Origin of the sequence: Varibaculum sp. (genome assembly GCF_008661855.1) — a bacterium.
Classification (GTDB): domain Bacteria; phylum Actinomycetota; class Actinomycetes; order Actinomycetales; family Actinomycetaceae; genus Varibaculum; species Varibaculum timonense_A.
Window position 1 is genome coordinate 1 of sequence record NZ_RPZY01000056.1, and the last position, 20,201, is coordinate 20,201.

A 20,201-nucleotide genomic window follows, 5' to 3' on the forward strand; every position below is an offset into this window, starting at 1 on the left:
CAGCTTCCGGTAAAACCAACCTCGCTATGATGCTAGCCCCGGACGCCTTGGGTGACCGCTACGAAGTTTACTTCTACGGCGATGACATCGTGTGGCTGCACGTTGGCGAAGACGGCAAGATTTACGGCATGAACCCCGAATCCGGCGCGTTCGGCGTGGCAAAGGACACCAACTGGAAGTCTAATCCCCCCGCCCTGGACGCCATCAAAGAAGGCTCTAAGACGCTCTTCACCAACGTCGCTTACAACCCCGAAACCCAAGAGCTGTGGTGGGAAGGTAAGACCCCGGACTACCCCGAAGACGTTACTGGCTGGCGGGATTGGAAGGGCGAAAAGATTTCCGACCGCCCGGCCGATCGGCAGCGCTGCGAGGCCAAGGGAGACGAGTGGGCACATCCCAATTCCCGCTTCACCACATCTTTGGCTAACGTGCCCAACGTGGCTCCCGATTACGAAGAACCGCAAGGGGTGCCAATTGACGCCATCATCTTTGGCGGGCGAGTAAAGGACCGGGAGCCGCTTATCCGGGCAATCACCGACCTAGCCGAGGGCGTATACGACGGTTTGACCCTGGGAGCCCAAGCCACTTTCGCGGCTGAAGGCAAGGAGGGCGTGCTGCGTTACGATCCGATGTCGATGCGCCCCTTCATGTCCTACCCCGAAGGGGACTACGCGACCCACTGGTTGAAAATAATTGGCTCCGCGAAGGAACAGCCCATTTTTGCGCACGTGAACTGGTTCCAGCGCGATCCGGAAGACGGACACTTCTGCTGGCCTGGCTACCGCGACAACCTGCGAGCGCTGCTTTGGCTGCTAGACGTTAAGGAAGGGCGCGCTGAGGGCGTGCAAACACCGGTAGGTATTTTGCCGAAGAAGGAAGAGTTGAATCTGGATGGTTTCGAAGGTGACGACGCCGATCTGGATAAGCTTCTTTCCATCGACACCGATCTGTGGAAGAAGGAGATGGGCTACCGCCGCGAGCACCTTGCACAGTTCAAGAATCTACCTGAGCAGATCTGGGCCGCGCACGAGCGCATAGAGCAGGCGTTTAACGCTTAATTGGTCTCCTGGTTTTGCGCTAGTGACGGGTGGATTTTCTCTAGGCGGGTTAATTCCAGCGGGTAGCTATGGCTCCTGTTGGGATTAACCCGCCACTTTGGGTATTAACCCCGATCTTGTTGCTTCTATCAACCTCGTGGTGGAAGATTGACTGACGGGTATCTCCCGGGTTAGCGCGGTAATGACCCCCTAGACCGGAAAAGAAATAAGAAGAGAGCCTAGCAGCGCTTGCGTCCGCTAGACACCCTCTAAGACATGATGGGAGACCTTGTTCCCACCTTCTGCATCTTCTACTTTACCGCAGCACTCGTAGTAGATTTGAGATCCCAAAATCCCCTGCAAGATTACGCGATAGAGATGAGCGTCCTCTGCATCGCGCTACGTTCGGTAACCGGAAGCCCAGAAGAAGTCGGCTCAAATATAAACGGATAGGACGAGTTCATCTGGTGGTTTTTAACGTCGCTTGGTTTGGGGCGTAGCCAGTTTCCAAGCCCCATGGTTTTTCCCTTCTGGACATGAAAAAATGAGTGCATGCAAAGGTGGAAAAGACGCGGCACTTGGGCACGACTTGGCGGGCTTTTCGCGTGCTATCTTTTACTGCCTGCTCTTACTAGAGCCGCCATCGGAGTATTCAGCGCCCCTGATTCAGGCATGATGCTGTTTATCTTGATGCTGTTCATAGTGTTTCCGCTAATCACCGTGACGTTAGCCGTCTGGGACGGAATCACGGAGGGCTTCACAGTTTTATGGATAGTGATGCCGATACTGTTTTTCATGGTGCCCATGCTGATCTTTTTCAACGAATCTGCGCAGATCTACGGGGTCGCTTATTCATTGATAGCAGTGACAGCTAACAAGATTGGCAGCTTGTTTTACTCAAAACCTCACAGCACCAACAGTCCCCGCGAATCATAAACCGCACCACTACTTCGGTTATCGCCACTGCAATAGGGTCTGGTCTATAGGGTCTGCGGAGGAAGTTAGCCCGGTTATCACTAGTGGCCGCGCTAGGGTAGACCGCTAGGGGCGAGGAGCGAGGCGGGCAAACTTTTCTACCTGTTTCGCGCCGCCGTAAATCTGTACTTGGTCGCCCTCGGAAAGTTCTACTGCCCCCAGCACCGGTTGCCACTGGTTTTCCCGCAGTACTGCCACGATCTTTACCCCGTGCCGATTCCAAAGGTCAACCTCATCGAGAGGCCCGGCTGCAGACTTGGGAAGAATAGTTCTAACCATGGCGGTGCCGGAAGACAGTTCTACGTAGTCCAGGTTTACCCCGCGTACCAGGTGGGCTACCCGCCGCCCCATCGCCACCTCGGGGTAAACGATATGGGGGACTCCAATCTGTTCCAAGATGCGTCCGTGGGCGGTTCCGGAGGACTTTGCCCACAGGTTCTTAACCCCCATATCGGTGAGCAGGGAGCAAGTGAGGATAGAGGCCTCCACGTGGGGGCCGCCAATCCCGACTACTACGCCATCACAATCAGCGACGCCGAGTTCAGTAATGGAGGCAATGTCGGTGGCGTCCGTTTGCGCCACCTGGCTCAAGATGCCGTTATTGCGGTTCACTACCGTCTCGTTTAAATCGATACCGATAACCACGGCGTAGTCGGACATGAGTTCGCGGGCGACGGCGCTGCCAAAGCGTCCTAATCCCAGAACCGCGTAAGTAGGTTTAGAGAAATTAACCAATGATCGGCCTTTCTGTGGGGAAGGAAATCTTGGAGGCGCTAGGTGCGAAAGCGAGTGCGGTAGCAACCGTAATCGGACCTAGCCGCCCAATAATCATTAAAGCTATAAGTATTAACTGCGAAGGATCGTTAAGTAGCGGCGTTATTCCCGTAGATAGACCCACGGTACCAAAAGCGGAGAACACTTCAAATAGGGTTTGCGACAAGTTGAAGTGGGTTAAGAACATGATCGAAATGGTGGAAGTAACCACCAAGATAAATCCCAGCACCACCACCGCGACTGCTTGATGGACGACCTCGGAAGAAATGCTTTTTCCAAACACCACTGCTTGGTTGCGCCCGCGGATAACGGCAGCGACAATGGCCAGGAGGGCAAACATGGTGGTGATTTTGATACCCCCGGCAGTACCGGCCGGTCCAGCGCCGATAAACATAAAAGTGTCCATCGCAAACAAGGTGGACTCATGCATTTGTCCAATATCTATCGAGTTAAAACCGGTGGTGCGGGTTTGGACTGCTTGAAATATTCCGGCCAGGATCGCGTCCGCGGTGGGGAGTTTGCCCAAAGTTTTCGGGTTATGCCACTCGAAAGCCGTAATCAGTAGGGAAGAAAATACTAGGAGGCCGCCGGTGCCAGCTATCATCATCCGAGTGTGTAGTGACCAGCGGTAAGGCTTGAATAGGCTGGTACGCAGTTGGAAGAGGACAGGGAATCCTAAACCTCCGATAATGATCGCAATGATCAGGGGCAGACATACCCCCCAATCTCCTACAAAGGAAGACATATTGTCCGAATAGAGGGCGAAGCCGGCATTATTAAAAGCCGAAACTGCATGAAATACCCCATGCCAGAGGGCGCGCGGCAGCGAATACCCTAGGGACAGGAAACGAATCGTCAGGGGAATAGCGGTGAGTAGCTCAACCAGGAGGGAAGTTCCCAGTACCCGGCGCAACAGCACGCCCAACCTGCCGGTGACGCTGCGTCGCTCGGCCGCTGAAGCCAGCTTGGCGCTATGACTTTCTCGGCGGATTACTGCTTGGGCGAGCACCGCCGCAAAACTCATCACCCCGAAGCCGCCTACCTGTATTAATAGTAAAATTACGACCTTGCCAAAATCCGTCCAATAGGTGGCGGTGTCAACAATCGTCAAACCGGTAACACAGAGGGCAGAGGTGGCGGTAAATAAGGCCGGAAGTAGCGGTAGACCCCCGACATGCACCGTGGATAACGGCAGCATTAGTAGGCAGGTTCCTATCAGCAGGGCGATAAGGAACCCGGATAATATCACTGCCGCATAGTTAAAATAATGCCGCTGTGTTTTGGACACGAACTGGATCATACGCAGCATTGCTCCCTCCTGCAAGTGCGCGATTCTCCCCGAATACAGGTGGCTGTTTTTCCATGTCAAATAGGTAATAGCAGCTATTAATTTTGCAGTTTTTTTCTGGTGGGTTTGTTCTCTCCTTCCAGGCAAGTATTATTGTGATTTTTTACGCTGCATTATTTTCGGTATCTCCAGCGCGATATTCTGACAACAGGTCGAAATACTGCTACTGCAAGTGGGGAATATGAACAGAAAAGCCGCGAACCTTTCTCTGATCGGTGTAATCCTGGCACTAATCTTAGAGATGGCGTTTTTATCGCCTTTAGCGCAGGCGGCAGGTGACGAGGACGAAGATACAGCCGCCCTCTATGCAACTATCTATACCCGGGCTAAGTGCACCGACTTAGAGATTCAAGAAGGCACCGGCTGGTTTGCTGACTCCTACGAGATTGAGGCCGCTGACGTTACCTCGGACAAAACCCTAGAAAATGGGTTGCGAAAATGCGAGATTGAGTTCGGCCTAGAGGCCGCGGATTACCCCCTCGGCAAGGAAATTACTTTTTCGGTGAAGAAAGGTTTTTCGCAGATAGGGGAGGCACAAAAAGTAAAGGTTGCGGCCGGCTCCGATGGCACCCCGGAAATGCGGATGACCTTTAAAGAAAAAATCTCGGCGCGCTACGACATTACTATGGTCGATGAAGCCGGGAAATCCCTTCCGGGCACCGCGGAATCCTTTGAACTCCCGCTATACAACTCGGTTAGCCAGAAAAATGAGACTGTTACGGTCAGGAAAGATTCTGCTGGTCACGGTTTCCTAAAAGCGCTCGCCTACGATGACAGCGGCAAGTTCGCCCCGAGCTCTCTGGTGCCGGCAACGCAAGCAGACTTGTCGAGCATCACCTTGAAAGACGGCGGGCAGAAAACGCCGTATTCGGTGCAAAAAGTACTGGCCATGGGCGAGGGATTTCAGTTGGTGTTAAAGCCGCTGAAGCTGGTGGATAAGACCTATCACGTGACTATTAAGCGTCCTCTGGAGGTGCTGGGGGAGAGTGACACCTGGAAGTTTAATATCGGGGGTAAGTCGGATCCCCAGGCAGAAAAACAGCTGTCTCTGCCTACTGCCAGCGGAGATTACTCTTTCGATATTCAAGCGACCGGGGTGCCGGAGGGCGCGAAGCTTTCTTTGCCCAGCTTGCCGCAGGCTTATATGTATTACGGAATTGCCGGGCAAAAATTCGATCCGGCGACTAATACCTTGACCGTTACTCTGGGAAAACAGGTGTATATCCTGGCTTCTAATATCGAAAGCGTCAAGTATGACTCTTTTGCTACTGCCTATGCGAAACCCGGGTTTACCCTGGGGCTGTATAACCAGCAAGGAAAGCTGATCGCAAAATCTACTGCTACTAAAACCGCCTACGATTATCCGGCAAGTTTGTTTAAGGCAGTAACCCCGGGGGAGTATACGGTGCGGATTGAGGACGCGGCGCCAGCGTTCAAGAAAGACTACAACCTGTCATTACAGTACGGAGTTCGCCTGGCAGAAAATGGGCGGCTCACTATGAGGATGCTCCAATCGAACAGCAATCATGAAGAAGTGTGGGCTAATCCCTATGGCGCTACCGATGAGCGATTTAAGGATAACGCGAGCTCGCGCGCATATATTGGTTACAAGACCCCGCTGCTACTGCTGATACCGAAGAAACCGGTTTTTGATAAGGTTATCGACCAGGCGAAATACCCGATTGGGGAGGACTCGAAAAAAGCCTACGCCAGCAGGGGAGACTTAATCGACTACCAGATTAACGCGAAGATTCCGGGAGATCACCGCCTGGTGGTTAAGTATGGCAAGTATGTAGACATGGGCTTTAAGGACACGGCCACGGTAATCGATAAGCTAGATGAACGCCTGGAACTGGTTCCGGATTCCTTAAAAGTCATGGAGGACGGGGACTTATCCACGGACTTTGAGGCCCGCTATAACCCGGACACCCGGGAGATTAGGCTGCTGGACAAGGCAAAGACCCAGGTAGCAGAATTCGATTTTCTTAAAGCGATTAAGATTCCTGAGGCGCGAAATCTCTCGATTAAGTTTCAAGTAAAGCTGAAAAAACTAGGCAAGCAACCTATTTATAACCGGATTCCTGATTCAGAAACCGAGATTATCCCCTACCTGGATTTGCTGGTTAAGAAACACTGGGAGGGCGGACTTGAACTGCTTAAAGATTTCGATATGCGTGATTATATCGATAACTTCCAAGTGGAAACCTGGCAGGGAGACAACAAAATAGCGACCGAGCCGGTGCGAAAGTATCTCAAAGCCGACAGTTTCCGACAAGGCGAGGGCAAAGACTTTCAATTCGCCCTCGAGAAGCTCCCTAAATATACGCTCGCAGATGTGGAGAAGAAACCGGAAGAGCGAGTGGCGCTTACCTATAAGGTGACAGAGAATTTGCCGGCAGAACTTGCGGGTAAGTTCGAGGTCAGCCAAGTTGCCCAAGCCGAGCAAAATGATGGGGTTAACCTGGTGTCCTTCACCAATACTTTTATTCCGCCCACGCCACCGCCGACACCACCTTCCACGCCGCCGGTAACTCCGCCGGTAACTCCGCCGGTGACTCCACCTGCAACCCCTCCGGTAACCCCACCAGGGACTCCGCCTGCAACACCTCCGGTGCCGGAGGAAATAGTTCATACCGGCAGTAGTTCTGCTGCTCTGTTGGGGGTTTGTGCCCTGGGGGTAGCGCTGGGAGCGACAATTATCCTCCGCCGCCGCTACCGCTAAGCCGAAAATTTCGTCCTCAGTTTAAGGGGGAGCTATTGCTATTCGTGCGGCTTTAACGGAGGGTTCTGCCGGGGTTCCTAACGCCATTTCTCGACCGAAACCTTCCCGTCTTTAGAGGTGAGGACGCGCAGCCAGCTGGGGAGAGTGAAAGTTTTATATATGCTGCTTCCATCTTTAGCCCTGCAAGGGAGTAGCCAACTATTCAATACTCGGGCTTGAAGATCTCAGGATTTAGGTCGCGGCTATGCGGGGTAAATTCTTAATCGAACGTTTCGGTGAGGCTTCGGGGATGAAAAACTTGGTAGCATACGCCTAGGACAGCTCGGGTTTCAACGGGAAAATCGTATTTCTGAGAGGTATTGTTTTGAGCAAGAAACATTCTTACGGTTTGGACTGGATCGATGAAGACGCTTTGTATGGGGTTACCAAGTTGTCTTTTTCTAAAGTGTTTTCCCCGGTAAAACGCAAGCCTCTCCCTCCTGATCCCTTTACTCTGGTAGCACAAGCGGTTCTTGCTGGGGAGGCGGTATCTCAAGCTCGCCTGTTTGAAAAAGAACGCGCTTTGAACAAGACTTTGTCCGATAACGTGGGGTATTGGCATCAGCGAGTATTGGGATTGGCTGAGAACTGGACAGAAACTGGCGCCTCGGGTGGTTCCATAGATTTGAGAACCAAACCAGGGTTTCTGCATCCCCTACATGAAAAACCGTTATTTGCAGAAGTGAAGAATCGGTTCAACACGATTAAGGCTTCTGATGAAAAGAATATTTGGGACAACTTAGATTCTTTAGCACGCGCCAGTGACGCTGTCGCCTATCTGTTTCAAATAGTGCCAAAAACTCCAGAGCAATATAATCGCCCTTGGAAAGTCTCGGGACGCTCTGAAAAATCAATCGTTAGGGTATGTGACGGGGTAACTGCCTACGCCCTGGTCTTTGAGCGCCCCACAGCGTTGCGTGAGATTTATATGGCATTGCCCCGGGTTTTTGCCGATATTACTGGTCAGAGTGTAAAACTAGACGAAAAAGAAATGGAAGATTTGTTCACCACTAGCCTACCCATCTAGCGGAAAGAAACTCATTTATGGTAACCTTTACCTAGGCAAGGGTACTAGGTAAAGGGGTGTTGGTGGAGAATAAGCTAGTCCAAATAGGTGTGGCCGCCGGGGAGCTAGAAGTGTCGGTAGATACTATCCGCCGTTGGGCTAAACAGGGGCTGATTAAGGCTAGTCGCGATGGACGCGGAAATCGTCTATTCAACGTGGCTGAAATCGAAAGATTGCAACGTAAACTCTCGGGAAGCGGGGAAGAAAAACCATTTAGGGTACTGCGTTCAGACAAAACCTATCCCCGGGCTACCTGCGTGGATTTATTTGCCGGAGGCGGCGGTACCGCCCTCGGTTTCCATAATGCGGGAATCCCGCATGTATTTCTTAACGAGTTTGACCGTAATGCGGTAGCTACTTTGCGACAAAATAGCCAGGCGCACGGCTTTGACTGGAATATCTGCCCCGAGGACGTGCACGAGGTAGATTTTTCAAAGCTGGACGCCCAAGTTATCCAAGCCGGATTCCCTTGCCAAGCGTTTTCCTATGCGGGGAAAAGTCGGGGATTTGAGGATACGCGCGGCACCTTGTTCTTTGAGTTTGCGCGGGCTATCCGAGCTATCCGTCCCGCGATTGCCGTTGGGGAAAATGTGCGGGGACTGGTAAAACACGATCACGGCAATACTCTCACCACTATGCTCAATACCTTTGATGAACTGGGCTACCGGGTAAACTACCAGGTTCTGCGGGCGCAATACTTAGATGTGCCGCAAAAGCGTGAGCGATTGATTCTATTCGCCACGCGCAAAGATTTAGATTTGCCCATCATTTTCCCTAAAGAAAACGATTATGTTCTCACTCTAAAAGAAGCGCTGCAAAATGTTCCCGAGTCCCCAGGGCAGCGCTATACCGAGCGTAAAGCTAAGGTTATGGAAATGATTCCTGAGGGCGGGAACTGGCGAGACCTACCTGCCGAGATACAGCGAGAATATATGGGCGCCTCCTACTTTTTAGGGGGAGGTAAAACCGGGATGGCGCGGCGTATGGCCTGGAATCAGCCCGCGCTTACCCTTACCTGTAACCCGGCGCAAAAACAGACCGAGCGTTGTCACCCCAGCGAAACCCGTCCTTTCACGGTGCGCGAGTATGCGCGGATTCAAACCTTCCCCGATGACTGGGAGTTTTGCGGATCCATGGCGGCGCAATATAAACAGATCGGTAACGCGGTACCGGTAAACTTGGGTTACCACGTAGGCAGGTGCGTGCTGGCAGCTTTAGGTGAAATTCCCCTAGAGGACACTATGGAGGTAGTAGCGCCTCTTTCGCTGACGCCAGAAAAAACTAGCAGCAGCGAGCAGGGTATCTTTAGCTAGTTAGCTTCCCAGGTCCTAGGAAAATAAGCTGTCCCGGTAATATCTCGGACTGAATCCGGGTTTTAGGTTACTTCCGCCCGCTAAAAAGCGAGTATTTTATTTTTGGATTACCCGCTGGCGAATGTCTTGCAGTTGTTTGGGGGAGGGCTCATCGCTGGCCAGGCCAAACGGCATTTGCGCATCTAGCACCCAGGTTTCGGGCAGGTCGAACATTTGCTTGACCGCATGGTCGATTACCGGATTGTAGTGTTGCAGGGAAGCTCCAATTCCTGCCTCCCGGAGCGCTACCCACAGTGAAAACTGCAGCATTCCCAGAGATTGCGCCGCCCAATGCGGGAATTTGTCGGCATAGGCGCTGAACTTGCCCGCCATTTCTTCGGTGACTGCCTGGTCATAAAAGTAGAGAATAGTGCCGTAACCAGCCCGGAAAGAATCAATTTTTTCCCGCGGAACCTTCCCCTCGAAAACCTCAAAAACCCGATTCCAGAGGGCGTCCTGATTCTCTCCAGTAACTACCAAAAGACGCTGCGACTGCATATTGAAAGCATCCGGAACCTGCGCGGTTACCTCGTCAATCAAATCGAGCAGTTCCTGGTGGCTGAGGGGAATCTCCCGGTTCAGTTGGTAGCGGGAACGCCGATTACGCAATAGTTCCAAGGATTTCATAGCTATTCCTTCCATCTGTTTCCTGATAATCGTCTCTAAGATTTTCTGCGACCGCTAGCAGTGACAGCAGAATTCAGCTCCCGGCGCATAAACGCTTATTCAGCAGTTTTTAGCATTGACAGTCAAAAAGAAATAACCGATACTCGCTCGCTGCGAAAATCATAAGCTGCGCCGGTGAATGCGGTGCGGAGGTGGGACGGATTCTTTAGCAGTGTTTTATACTCTTGAGTGCGACAGACATGAGTTTTAATAATGACCGAGGATAAGCCAGACTTTAGACGGTCACCAGTAATAGCTAAAACTTGAGACAGTCGCGCTAAATAGGTGCAACCAGCTTTAGGGGATAGGAAATGAGGACGTATGAGTCAGGAACTGAGCTAGCTGCCGAGATTACTAAACGGGCTAATCTGTTTATAGGCGAATTCGCTGAGGTTCCTACGGGTAGTTGGGATTTGTTAGTCGAGGGGGTAGATCGCACTCCCCGCCAGATGCTTGCTTATCAATTGGGGTGGATGGAGCTTTTGCTGGGATGGGAACGCGATGAACAAGCTGGTATCGAGGTGGTTACTCCGGCTCCCGGCTACAAATGGAATAATTTGGGCGACCTGTATGAGTCTTTTTATAAGCGTTGGGAGCAGGTTGAAACCCAAGAGCTGATTGACCGCTTCAAAGTGCTGCTAGATGAAGTTATTTACCTGGTAAATACTCTCAGTGTAACCGAACTGTTCGCCTCTGGCCAGCGTGCATGGGCTTCGTCTACCCCCTCGGCATGGCCGGTGTGGAAATGGATACATATCAACACGGTTGCCCCGTTTACTACCTTTCGCACCAAAATCAGGAAATGGAAGAAACTGACTGCTTGCTGACCTACAACTTCCGTAGTTTCCCTGCTACCCACAAGTTGGTCTTGATTATTTGCCCCTACGAGTCGTCCTTAAATCCTCACACTAGGGTAATAACCCAAGGTGAGAAGTATTAGCTAGGTAGAATATCCCCTTTGAAATAGTGAAGAGATTATGTGAGATACTTTTGATATGAAATCCAAGAAAACAAAATCGGATAAAAAGTTTCGATACGGTAAAATAGTAACCCTATCGATTATTATTGTGGTTGCTTTTTCAGTGGCATCCGGGCTTTTTTGGGTGACTGGGAAACCAGATATTAAAATATGGATGTTTTTTAGTTCCACACTAATTTATATGCTTGCCAGTGTGCTATTAACTAAAGTATCTAAAAATGAAAAAGTATTCTCAAATAAAACTATAAATAGTGCTGCCGGCTTTCTTCTAGACGTATTTTATGGCATATTTCTCGGCTTATCAGCAATGACTGCTATGGAAATAAAAGGTTCTAGTATATGGAGTAATCTAGGCTATTATCTATGGGTTATTGTTGCTTTTATATTCGTTAGTTCCTATTTAGCTGCTCGCTATTCATCAACAAAGCATCAGCTAAATCGGTGATAGAGCTGGAAGCGTTTACCACTGAAGAAAATAAATCGCGTTTACGCTGTTGAAGTTGAGAAACCTTTTCTTCAATAGTTCCTGCCGAAACCAGGCGATAAACATTGACCGGTCGCTCTTGTCCGATACGGTGCGCCCGGTCAATAGCCTGCTCTTCCACCGCCGGATTCCACCACGGATCCATCACAAACACATAGTCGGCAGCGGTTAAAGTAAGCCCCGTGCCACCAGCCCGCAGTGAAATTAAGAAAACCTGTGCCTCGCCCTCGGAAAACTCCTTAACAACCTGGTCACGCCGCCGAGTCGAGCCATCAAGGTAACAAGTTTTTATCCCCGCGGTCTCTAAAGCCTCCCTAATTAGCCCTAAATAGGATGTGAACTGTGAAAACACCAGGGCTTTGTGGTCAGGTATAGTCTGCAACTGCTCGATAAGCGTACGGGTTTTAGCGCTAAAAGTCTTTGCTCTTGCCCCCACCAGACGCAGATCTAGGCTGGCTCGCCGCAGCGCGGTCAGCGCCGCTAAAATCGACATCCGGTTGCCTTCCCCTAACATTTTCCCAACTTGCCGGCGTGCCTGAGCTTCAAGTTCCCGATAGGCGAGGGCATGATTCGGCTCTAAATCAACTCGCAACACCTGCTCAATCTTGGGCGGCAAATCGGGAGCAACCTGCTCCTTGGTGCGGCGCAACATATAGGGCGCAACCAGGGAACGTGCCTGGTCATCTCCCGATATCTCAAGGGCAGAAAACTGTTCTCGCGAAAGCAAAGTTCCCGGTTGCGCCAAAGATAATATCGCGTGTAAATCCGCTAAAGAATTCTCTAGGGGAGTGCCGGTAGCGCAAATCGTCCAGTCTCGACGCATATCGGCGAGGACGCGCCAGGCTTGGGTACGCGGATTCTTCACTTGCTGCGCTTCATCGAGAATTAATCCTTGCCAGCGGTTACTTGTAAAACTATCGGCGTGGCGACGCAATAACCCGTAGGAAGTGATTACCAAATCAGCCCCGGCAAAGCCCTCTTCAATTTGAGTACCACTGCGCAGGGAAAGCACCGAAATATCGGGATAGAATTGTTTAGCTTGACTCTCCCAAACATTCATCACCGATGTGGGAGCGACAATTAGGACTTGACCGCAAACAGGTAGTGACTTAATCGCCGCCAAAATCTGCAAGGTTTTCCCGAGCCCCATCTCATCGGCCAGCAGAGCTCCCGGCCCAATCACTAGTTGAGCCAACAGCCATGTGACACCGGCTTGCTGGTATTCACGAAGTTTTACTCCCCGAGGTGAAGCAATCTCCGGTAAATCAATTTTTAGAGAATTCCAGGCATCCAGACCGTTTATTTTAACTTCAGTTCCCTCTAAAATCTGGGAGAGCTGAATTATTGCAGGATGGATTCCGCGCTGATTTAGCCTGGTGCGGTTATTGAGCAGCGTTAAAAAATCCATTTCGGATTCAGTTAAATAAGTGTCTTTTCCAATCAGCCCGCCGCGCTCGCGAATCTGCGATAAATCGGTGACATCGTAATCGCGCCCCTCTGCGTTCTCTGCGTTCTCTAACCCCTCTAACCCCTCTAACCCTGCAAAATGTAAGCGCACTTTCGGGGTAAACCAGCCGTATTCATTGGGGATTAAATCCAGTTCAATTTGCCCTCCGGACTGGGAAAAAGAACGCGGAATCCCGCGGCGGTCAATATGTAGAGGTTCGCCAGAAAAAGCATTTTCAAGCTCGTCCAATAACTGGTTTATCCGACTGGCAGGGTAAGAAAGATAACTGTCGAAAGTCGCCATCGATACCTGGTTTCTAAGCCAGGTACTAACCCTTTCAAACAATTGGGTTATTTGCTCTGGTGGGGCAGTGGTTTCTCGAAAATGTCCAGCCCACTCCCGCACAGGGCGTAAGTGGATTCGATACTGCTCGTCCTCTGGCATCGTAGACACCTGTAACCGATAACGATACTTTGGGCAGGTGAACGTGCCGTCTAGCGAACCGGCGGCGAAAATATCATTTAGGCGGGGAAAATCTTGCAGTAAAAACTCTTCACAATCGGCTTGGGGAATGCACACCGGTTTTGCTCCCAACACTCGCGAGAGGTCAGCGGCGCGGTCATCCCAGAGGGCGACTAACCCCAGTTCACAGCTAGCCACGATTTGAGAACCGGCAGCTACGCAGGTAGAAGCAGATACCCGTAAATCATGGTTAGTGGCAGAAAAGTCTATCCCGAAACGCACCACCAAATCCCCGCGGGAAGAAAAGTCCAGGAACGGACTAGCTAGGGCAGAAGAAAACTTTAGATTAGTGAGTTTCTCGCTTCCGGTGGCGAATCCAAAACCGGCGCGAGCCAATTGGCGCATGGCCAGTGAAATTTCGGTGTTGTCACTGGCGGAACGCATATGAGGAGCCTTTAGCAAAAGTGGAGCCACCTGTCGCAAGCAGCTTAGCTGCGTCCTATCTAATCCGGCACAAACCGATTCCCATTTTGTTTGGCAAAGGTCGCGCCAACTGGCACGACTTCGAGTCCAAGCCCCCGAAACCTCGCGGCGTAACGGATGAAAAGAACCGTCTAATTCGATGCAAATTCCTAAATCGCTTCCGGGTTTAACTGGAGGATGCGTGGGGGAAAACATGGCATCAAGTAGTCTATTCCAGGGCTTATTAGGCAAATTATTAGCTGAATCATCGAGTAGGCTCAACTATTCCTCCTTCGCTCATCCTTTCTACTTTAGCAAGGGAGCTAAACTTGGCTCTATGAAGATTGTGCGATTTCGGATTGATGATTCCCTCATTTACGGTGCGTTAGAAGATGGAAGTGAACGGTTAGTTGCCTTAAAAGGTGACCCTCTATTCCAAAAGGCCGAACCCTCCGGGCAGCTTTATACTTTAGAGGAGGCACGGCTTTTGTCTCCAGTAATTCCTCGCTCAAAGGTCGTTAGCTGTTTTCAAAATCAGCCGTTAAACCGCGATGAAGGCTGCTATGCAGACTCTGCCAGTGCTGAAGTAACGCAATATCCACAGGTGGCTATCAAACCCAATACTGCGGTTATTGGTCCAGATGACCCGATTGCTATCCCCGCCTGGGGCGGAGGTAACACCCAGATTTTTGTCGGGTTAGCGGCAGTGGTCAAAACTATTTGCAAAAATGTCCTATCTGATGATCTTGACCAGGTTATAGCGGGGTGGACTATCGGTCTTGACTGTAGCTTGGGCAAAGAAAAACTGGGAGCTTGTCAGCGCCGAGCTTGGGACACTTCAGCTCCGCTCGGTCCTTGGATTGTGGTAGATCCTACTTTCGATCCCGACCAGGTAACATTTAACGCCCAAGTGGACGGAGTGGAGGTCGCAACCGCAAATAGCAGTGATTTTAGCTACCGCGTAGGTGATGCGTTCGCTAAGGTTAGTGCCATGATGACCTTGCTGCCTGGGGACGTAGTGATTGTGGGCGGAATGTACCTGCCGGAACCGTTACGTCCTGGTCAGCGTATTCAGGCAATGGTTAGTGGTATTGGAGCGCTCGAAAACCTGGTGGTCAGCGCTTCCCGCTAGTTACCTGCCGATAGAGATGGCTTTTTAGCTTTTCTGCTTCAGCTTTTAGGGATTTCTTTTCCGAGGACGCGCTTGCCGTGAGCCTTATCGCCCGCCGGTTAAACCAGGGTAGGTGAGTGGCGTTCGGCAAGCTCGTAGCTTCAGGAACGACTGGTAGGGCAGGAGCTTTAGCGGCAGTTTCGAGAAAGGAATGGGCAAGGAAGTAGAATGAGGACGAACTTCCGACTTTTAATAAGGAGACTTTAGGTATGACTTCGGAGTCTGTTTCCGATATTCGCGTGCGTTTTTGTCCGTCCCCAACCGGTACTCCCCATGTGGGAATGGTGCGTACCTGTCTATTTAACTGGGCATATGCGCGTCACACCGGCGGTACTTTTGTTTTCCGAATCGAGGATACTGACGCGAAACGGGATTCTGAGGAATCTTTTCAGCAAATCCTAGAGTCTTTGCGCTGGCTGGGACTAGATTGGGATGAAGGTGTTGATAAGGGCGGCTCCTATGGTCCGTATCGGCAGAGCCAGCGGATGGAGATTTATAAAGATATTGCCCAAAAACTGCTTGCGGGCGGATATGCCTATGAATCCTATTCCACTCCCGAGGAAGTAGCGGCTCGCCATAAAGCCGCCGGGCGCAATCCTCAGCTAGGTTATGACGGCTTTGACCGCAACCTCACCGAGGAACAGATTGCTGCTTTCCGGGCAGAAGGACGCCAACCGGTACTGCGGATGCGGATGCCCGATGAAGATATTTCTTTCACTGACTTGGTGCGGGGAGATATTACTTTCAAAGCGGGATCAGTACCCGATTATGTGATTGTGCGTGGCGGTGGAGACCCCCTATATACCCTGGTTAATCCGGTAGATGATGCCCTGATGCATATTACCCATGTGCTGCGCGGGGAAGACCTACTCTCGTCTACCCCGCGACAAATTGTGCTTTACCGTGCCTTAATTGAGCTGGGCATTACCGACCGAATTCCCGAGTTTGGGCATTTACCTTATGTAATGGGGGAAGGAAACAAGAAACTATCAAAACGCGATCCTGAATCGAATCTGTTGCTCCATCGAGAAAATGGAATGATTCCCGAGGGAATGCTCAATTATTTATCGCTATTAGGCTGGTCACTGTCAGCTGATGAGGATATCTTTAGCAAAGAACAGCTGGTAGCAGCCTTTGATATTCATGATGTTAATCCGAATCCGGCGCGTTTTGATTCTAAAAAAGCCCTTGCAATTAATGCCGATCATATCCGGCTGTTAGATTCTGATGATTTTACTAAGCGAATCGTTCCCTACCTGTATGCTGGCGGTTTCCTTAGCCAAGATACTTGGGATGATATTCAAGAAAACGAACGTGAACTGCTTAGAATCGCTGCCCCGCTAGCTCAAAGCAGAATGCAGGTACTTTCACAGGCAAAATCTTTACTCGGTTTCCTATTTATCCCCGATGAAAAAGTGGAATATCAGGAAAAACCTTTGCGCAAACTCAAAGACAATGCCACCGCAGTACTAGCCGCAGCTATCGAAGTGATTAAAGCCTTGCCGGAGGGCGAAGTGGGGCAGGTCGGAACTATCGGCGATTCCCAGACCGTAAAAGATGCGATGAGTAAAGTCATGGTAGAAGAAATGGGTCTGAAACCCCGCATCGCATTCCAGCCTTTATTTGTGGCAATAACTGGATCTAACGTGTCGATTCCGGTGTTCGATTCGATTGGGATACTAGGAAAAGACTCCACCGTTAAACGTTTGCAGCAACTATTAACCCACCTGCAACAGCAATAATATCTGGTGATTAGTCACACAACGAAATGATTTGAAGCGGGATAACCTACTGGGTTAAAGTAGGTGACTGTGCGATTAAGCGTCAGCTTAGTTGAACAGCCCTTGGGGTATGGTGTAATCGGTAACACGGCTGATTCTGGTTCAGTTGTTCTAGGTTCAAGTCCTGGTACCCCAGCGAAGTAAGAACAATTGTTCTTTTTCTACGCCCCCATAGTCTAGAGGCCTAGGACACCGCCCTCTCACGGCGTAGACACGGGTTCGAATCCCGTTGGGGGTACAACGCTTTTTATTTAGTTTTGTTTTTACCGGAAGCCTAGAGGGCTTTCGATTGCTAAACTCAGCTCGCTTTAGCTAATGCTAAAGTTTAAACCATGTCTGGAAAAATAGTTGCTACTCGCGGAATGCGAGATTTTTTACCCACTGAAAAAGCCTGGCGGGAACGGGTTCTGGCTGTGCTGCGTGAAACCTATACTTCTTTAGGCTTTATGGAGCTGGAAACTCCCGCTCTAGAGCCTATTGGTCGCCTCCAATCCGGGCAGGGCGGAGAGAACGAGAAAATGATTTTCCAGGTTATGCGGCGCGGTCTTGCCCCGCAGGAAGCTATTTTGCCTGGAGACGCGGCAGACTTGGGCTTGCGCTATGACTTGACCCTGCCTTTAACCCGTTATTTCGCTACTCACCAGGCAGAACTGCCGAATGTGTTCCGTGCTTTCCAAACCGGTCCGGTTTGGCGCGCCGAGCGTCCGCAAAAGGGGCGTTTCCGCCAGTTTAACCAGGTAGATATCGATATTTTGGGGGAGAGTTCTTTTAGTGCAGAGGTCGAAATCTTAGCGACCGCATGGAGTGCTGTCACCAAACTGGGGTTAGACAAAGACTCTACCGTGTTGATCAATGATCGCCGTTTCCTGCGTGACCTGATGAGGGCTGCCGGTATTGATGGCGATAAGCAGGATAGTGCCTTTATCACCTTGGATAAGCTGGAGAAAATCGGTCAAGAGGCAGTGATTAAAGAACTGGTTACTCACGAGATTGCTAGTGATAGTCAAGCTCAATCTTTGGTTGCAGCGGTAGCTAGCATTTCCGCTGTAGACCTGCAAGCAGATACGAAAACTTTGGAAGTATCTGGTTTACAAACCGAGCTGCCGCTATATGACCTGGGTGAAATTGCTGCTCAGGTAGGTAAAATCTGCCCCGATATTAAAATCAAGTTCACCCCCACTTTGGTGCGTGGTATGGGGTACTACACCGGGCCTATTTTTGAAGTCTCCCACACTGCCTCTGGATCTTCGATTTGTGGCGGGGGACGCTATGACGGGGTAGTAGGACGCTGGTTAGGACGAGACGTACCGGCGGTTGGTTTTAGTTTCGGTTTTGAACGCATCGTTGATTTGGTGTCTCTACCGGAAGTGGGAGAAAACCTGAAAGTCGCCCTCGCCTATCAAAAACCCCAGGAAGCGTTGGCAGCGCTTGGTCTTAGACAGGGGCTATTGCAGGAGGGGGCGCAAAGCGCTGGGCTGTTAAAAGCGCCCCGTAAAATCTCGGCAGGATTCTTTGCGCAGGCAGCTGAGCTAGGCTATAACCGTTTGTTACTACCTAGTAAATATCTAGCGGTCGCTGCGCAAGAATGTCCTGATTTTGCAGCGCTACTGGGGGAGGCGCGCGTCCTCGAACAGTAGGTTTCGAGGACGAAAATCCCCCTATAGCGGAAAGCTACCTAAAAGGGAATCTTAATACTGTTAATCCCCCTAGACTCCGCTCTGTAGCCGCCTAGCAAAAGGGCTGCTACCTGGAGAGTAAAGTCTAGGGGGATTAGAAGCAGATGTCAGCTAATAGATACAGAACAGATTTATTCTGCGTCCTTAAGATGTTTAACTCGCAGCTTCAAGGCAACTGCGGCTATTATCACCGATGCGAGAGTCCCCATTAGCACCCCGAGGGAGCCAGCTTGGGTAAGCTCCGCGTCCCCTCTAAAGGCTAGGTGGGAAATCAATAGTGCCACCGTAAAACCGATACCAGCGGTTATAGAAATCGGGAGCACATCGCGCATTCCTACGCCCTCACCTAAGGTAAGCGGGGTAACCTTGGTGAATAAAGCCACTGAACCGAAGATACCCAGGAACTTTCCCAACGGCATTGCTAGCATCACCGAAATTGCTATCGGGTGAGTAATCACGTTGAGGGGGCCTCCTGCCACATCCACTACGTTTACCCCGGCAGCGAAGAATGCGAATATCGGCACTGCGAGTCCCGCGCTAAAGGGATTAACGGCCTCGGTTAAGCGCTCAGTTTCTGGTTCTTCCTCATTTGGTCGCTGATTGGCGGGTACTGTCATTCCCAACAGCACCCCGGAAATAGTGGCATGTACTCCCGAGTCAAACATGAAATACCAGGTCACTATGCCCAGAGGAATCAGTATCCACCAGCGTCCAATTCGTCTTTGGGCTAAGAAACCGAAAATCGCGGCGCAGACCAATGCCAGCAGCAGCGATAAAAAGTTCATCCCGGTGGCGTAGAAGATAGCAATTACTAAAATCCCACCTAGATCATCGGCAACCGCTAGGGTCAGTAAGAAGGTACGCGCAGCTAGCGGCAGACCGCGACCAAAGATTTGCAATATTGCCACTGCGAAAGCAATATCGGTAGCGGTGGGAATCGCCCACCCGTGCCAGGCATTATCCCCTGAAATCGCAGTTCCTATCAGGTAGACACCGGCTGGACCAATCATGCCGAATATTGCGGCGATAATCGGCATGGCTGCGACCCTAATGTTATGCAATGAACCAATCGCGAACTCTTGTTTTAGCTCAAGTCCCACGGTAAAGAAAAACAAAGTCAATATGCCGTCCTGTGCCCATTCATGAACCGACAGGTGCAGTCCTAGCGAACTGGGGCCAAATTCAAAGTTAGAAAGAGCCATATATGCTTCGCGCACCGGGGAGGGGGCATTCGCTAATAGCAGAGCGAAGATTGCAGCAAAAACCAAAATCATTCCGGCAACGATATCGTTTGCCAGGATTCTTTTAATCGAGGTTGCCACCCCGTGGGGAGCCTTCTCGGTGTAGTCCTTGGGGTGGGGAGCCGCTAAATCCTGGTAGTCAGGGGGACTAACCAGCTCTTCAACATCTTTTTCTAATGGATAGTAATGAATATCTCGCTGAGCTTTATTGTCAGCGGATACCTTGAATTTCTCTTCGCGTTTTTCGCTCATATCTTTACTTTAACGGTTATTCGTTTCGACAATCGGCAGCGCCTAAGGTTTAATATGACAGTGGTGCTTTTCTGCGGGCTATGCCTAAAGAACAGCAAACCTACCTGATATTCCCGGTCTTACCGGGGTAAAAATCCTGGTAGGCCCCCGTAGCCCAATCGGTAGAGGCAGCTGACTTAAAATCAGTCCAGTGTCGGTTCGAGTCCGACCGGGGGTACTCTCCATTTTTCTTTCTGAACTTATCCAGATTTTTTTAAGGAACACTCG

At 50.7% G+C, this 20,201-nt stretch carries 16 protein-coding genes and 3 tRNA genes; 12 read left to right on the forward strand and 7 right to left on the reverse strand.

All coding sequences use genetic code 11. The features are described from left to right. Positions 1–1,058, forward strand: a 1,058-nt coding sequence (locus tag QZT94_RS07550) for a phosphoenolpyruvate carboxykinase (GTP) (protein WP_296773328.1), incomplete at its 5' end; no start/stop codon positions are given. Positions 1,059–1,402: 344 nt separating this feature from the next. Here QZT94_RS07550 and QZT94_RS07555 read toward each other — a convergent pair. The 4 genes from QZT94_RS07555 to QZT94_RS07570 all read right to left on the reverse strand — a co-directional run bounded on the left by QZT94_RS07555 (position 1,403) and on the right by QZT94_RS07570 (position 4,095). Next, positions 1,403–1,555, reverse strand: a complete 153-nt coding sequence (locus QZT94_RS07555; RefSeq protein ID WP_278611662.1) for a hypothetical protein — start codon at positions 1,553–1,555, stop codon at positions 1,403–1,405. Positions 1,556–1,645: 90 nt separating this feature from the next. After that, positions 1,646–1,843: a hypothetical protein gene (locus QZT94_RS07560; RefSeq protein ID WP_278609243.1), complete on the reverse strand. Its 198-nt coding sequence runs from the start codon at positions 1,841–1,843 to the stop codon at positions 1,646–1,648. A gap of 235 nt (positions 1,844–2,078) precedes the next feature. Then, complete coding sequence (locus QZT94_RS07565) at positions 2,079–2,747, reverse strand: TrkA family potassium uptake protein (RefSeq protein WP_024058980.1); 669 nt, start codon at positions 2,745–2,747, stop codon at positions 2,079–2,081. Further along, a complete protein-coding gene (locus QZT94_RS07570) occupies positions 2,740–4,095 on the reverse strand; it encodes a potassium transporter TrkG (RefSeq protein ID WP_024058979.1) in 1,356 nt (451 codons plus the stop codon). Before QZT94_RS07570 ends, QZT94_RS07565 begins: the two co-directional genes overlap by 8 nt. A gap of 220 nt (positions 4,096–4,315) precedes the next feature. Between QZT94_RS07570 and QZT94_RS07575 the strand changes: the two genes are divergently transcribed. The 3 genes from QZT94_RS07575 (at position 4,316) to dcm (ending at position 9,274) form a co-directional block, all read left to right on the forward strand. Further along, complete coding sequence (locus tag QZT94_RS07575; protein WP_296773329.1) at positions 4,316–6,856, forward strand: isopeptide-forming domain-containing fimbrial protein; 2,541 nt, start codon at positions 4,316–4,318, stop codon at positions 6,854–6,856. A 364-nt stretch (positions 6,857–7,220) separates the two neighbouring features. Beyond that, the gene (locus QZT94_RS07580; protein ID WP_296761680.1) at positions 7,221–7,922 is read left to right on the forward strand and encodes an Eco47II family restriction endonuclease; all 702 of its coding nucleotides are present in this window, start codon (positions 7,221–7,223) and stop codon (positions 7,920–7,922) included. 62 nt (positions 7,923–7,984) lie between these two features. Beyond that, a complete protein-coding gene (dcm, locus tag QZT94_RS07585; RefSeq protein ID WP_296761682.1) occupies positions 7,985–9,274 on the forward strand; it encodes a DNA (cytosine-5-)-methyltransferase in 1,290 nt (429 codons plus the stop codon). Positions 9,275–9,370: 96 nt separating this feature from the next. On the opposite strand, the gene QZT94_RS07590 is transcribed toward dcm, so the two are convergent. Continuing rightward, on the reverse strand, positions 9,371–9,955 hold the full coding sequence (locus QZT94_RS07590; RefSeq protein ID WP_296761684.1) for a nitroreductase family protein: 585 nt from the start codon (positions 9,953–9,955) through the stop codon (positions 9,371–9,373). 335 nt (positions 9,956–10,290) lie between these two features. Between QZT94_RS07590 and QZT94_RS07595 the strand changes: the two genes are divergently transcribed. Next, positions 10,291–10,806: a ClbS/DfsB family four-helix bundle protein gene (locus tag QZT94_RS07595; protein WP_296761686.1), complete on the forward strand. Its 516-nt coding sequence runs from the start codon at positions 10,291–10,293 to the stop codon at positions 10,804–10,806. Between the two features lie 168 nt (positions 10,807–10,974). Beyond that, positions 10,975–11,403, forward strand: a complete 429-nt coding sequence (locus QZT94_RS07600; protein ID WP_270626861.1) for a hypothetical protein — start codon at positions 10,975–10,977, stop codon at positions 11,401–11,403. On the opposite strand, the gene QZT94_RS07605 is transcribed toward QZT94_RS07600, so the two are convergent. Then, complete coding sequence (locus tag QZT94_RS07605; RefSeq protein WP_296762205.1) at positions 11,348–14,095, reverse strand: DEAD/DEAH box helicase; 2,748 nt, start codon at positions 14,093–14,095, stop codon at positions 11,348–11,350. The two genes, QZT94_RS07600 and QZT94_RS07605, sit on opposite strands and share 56 nt — an antisense overlap. Before the next feature lie 55 nt (positions 14,096–14,150). On the opposite strand from QZT94_RS07605, the gene QZT94_RS07610 reads away from it, so the two are divergent. The 5 genes from QZT94_RS07610 to QZT94_RS07630 all read left to right on the forward strand — a co-directional run bounded on the left by QZT94_RS07610 (position 14,151) and on the right by QZT94_RS07630 (position 18,402). Next, on the forward strand, positions 14,151–14,945 hold the full coding sequence (locus QZT94_RS07610; protein ID WP_296762203.1) for a fumarylacetoacetate hydrolase family protein: 795 nt from the start codon (positions 14,151–14,153) through the stop codon (positions 14,943–14,945). A 248-nt stretch (positions 14,946–15,193) separates the two neighbouring features. After that, on the forward strand, positions 15,194–16,726 hold the full coding sequence (gene gltX / locus QZT94_RS07615; protein WP_296762201.1) for a glutamate--tRNA ligase: 1,533 nt from the start codon (positions 15,194–15,196) through the stop codon (positions 16,724–16,726). 103 nt (positions 16,727–16,829) lie between these two features. Further along, positions 16,830–16,901, forward strand: a tRNA-Gln gene (locus QZT94_RS07620). 29 nt (positions 16,902–16,930) lie between these two features. After that, a tRNA-Glu gene (locus tag QZT94_RS07625) sits at positions 16,931–17,003 on the forward strand. A gap of 94 nt (positions 17,004–17,097) precedes the next feature. Further along, on the forward strand, positions 17,098–18,402 hold the full coding sequence (locus QZT94_RS07630; protein ID WP_072509737.1) for an ATP phosphoribosyltransferase regulatory subunit: 1,305 nt from the start codon (positions 17,098–17,100) through the stop codon (positions 18,400–18,402). Between the two features lie 170 nt (positions 18,403–18,572). On the opposite strand, the gene nhaA is transcribed toward QZT94_RS07630, so the two are convergent. Continuing rightward, complete coding sequence (nhaA, locus tag QZT94_RS07635) at positions 18,573–19,934, reverse strand: Na+/H+ antiporter NhaA (protein ID WP_296762198.1); 1,362 nt, start codon at positions 19,932–19,934, stop codon at positions 18,573–18,575. A gap of 143 nt (positions 19,935–20,077) precedes the next feature. Between nhaA and QZT94_RS07640 the strand changes: the two genes are divergently transcribed. Further along, positions 20,078–20,151, forward strand: a tRNA-Leu gene (locus QZT94_RS07640). Positions 20,152–20,201 lie beyond the last annotated feature (50 nt).

Excerpts from the sequence above, each read along its gene's own strand:
- QZT94_RS07555 (WP_278611662.1), bottom strand. The coding sequence starts at position 1,555 with ATGGGGCTTGGAAACTGGCTACGCCCCAAACCAAGCGACGTTAAAAAC.
- QZT94_RS07560 (WP_278609243.1), bottom strand. The coding sequence starts at position 1,843 with ATGGGCACCATGAAAAACAGTATCGGCATCACTATCCATAAAACTGTG.
- QZT94_RS07570 (WP_024058979.1), bottom strand. The coding sequence starts at position 4,095 with ATGCTGCGTATGATCCAGTTCGTGTCCAAAACACAGCGGCATTATTTT.
- QZT94_RS07575 (WP_296773329.1), top strand. The coding sequence starts at position 4,316 with ATGAACAGAAAAGCCGCGAACCTTTCTCTGATCGGTGTAATCCTGGCA.
- QZT94_RS07590 (WP_296761684.1), bottom strand. The coding sequence starts at position 9,955 with ATGGAAGGAATAGCTATGAAATCCTTGGAACTATTGCGTAATCGGCGT.
- QZT94_RS07595 (WP_296761686.1), top strand. The coding sequence starts at position 10,291 with ATGAGGACGTATGAGTCAGGAACTGAGCTAGCTGCCGAGATTACTAAA.
- QZT94_RS07600 (WP_270626861.1), top strand. The coding sequence starts at position 10,975 with ATGAAATCCAAGAAAACAAAATCGGATAAAAAGTTTCGATACGGTAAA.
- QZT94_RS07610 (WP_296762203.1), top strand. The coding sequence starts at position 14,151 with ATGAAGATTGTGCGATTTCGGATTGATGATTCCCTCATTTACGGTGCG.
- gltX (WP_296762201.1), top strand. The coding sequence starts at position 15,194 with ATGACTTCGGAGTCTGTTTCCGATATTCGCGTGCGTTTTTGTCCGTCC.
- QZT94_RS07630 (WP_072509737.1), top strand. The coding sequence starts at position 17,098 with ATGTCTGGAAAAATAGTTGCTACTCGCGGAATGCGAGATTTTTTACCC.
- nhaA (WP_296762198.1), bottom strand. The coding sequence starts at position 19,934 with ATGAGCGAAAAACGCGAAGAGAAATTCAAGGTATCCGCTGACAATAAA.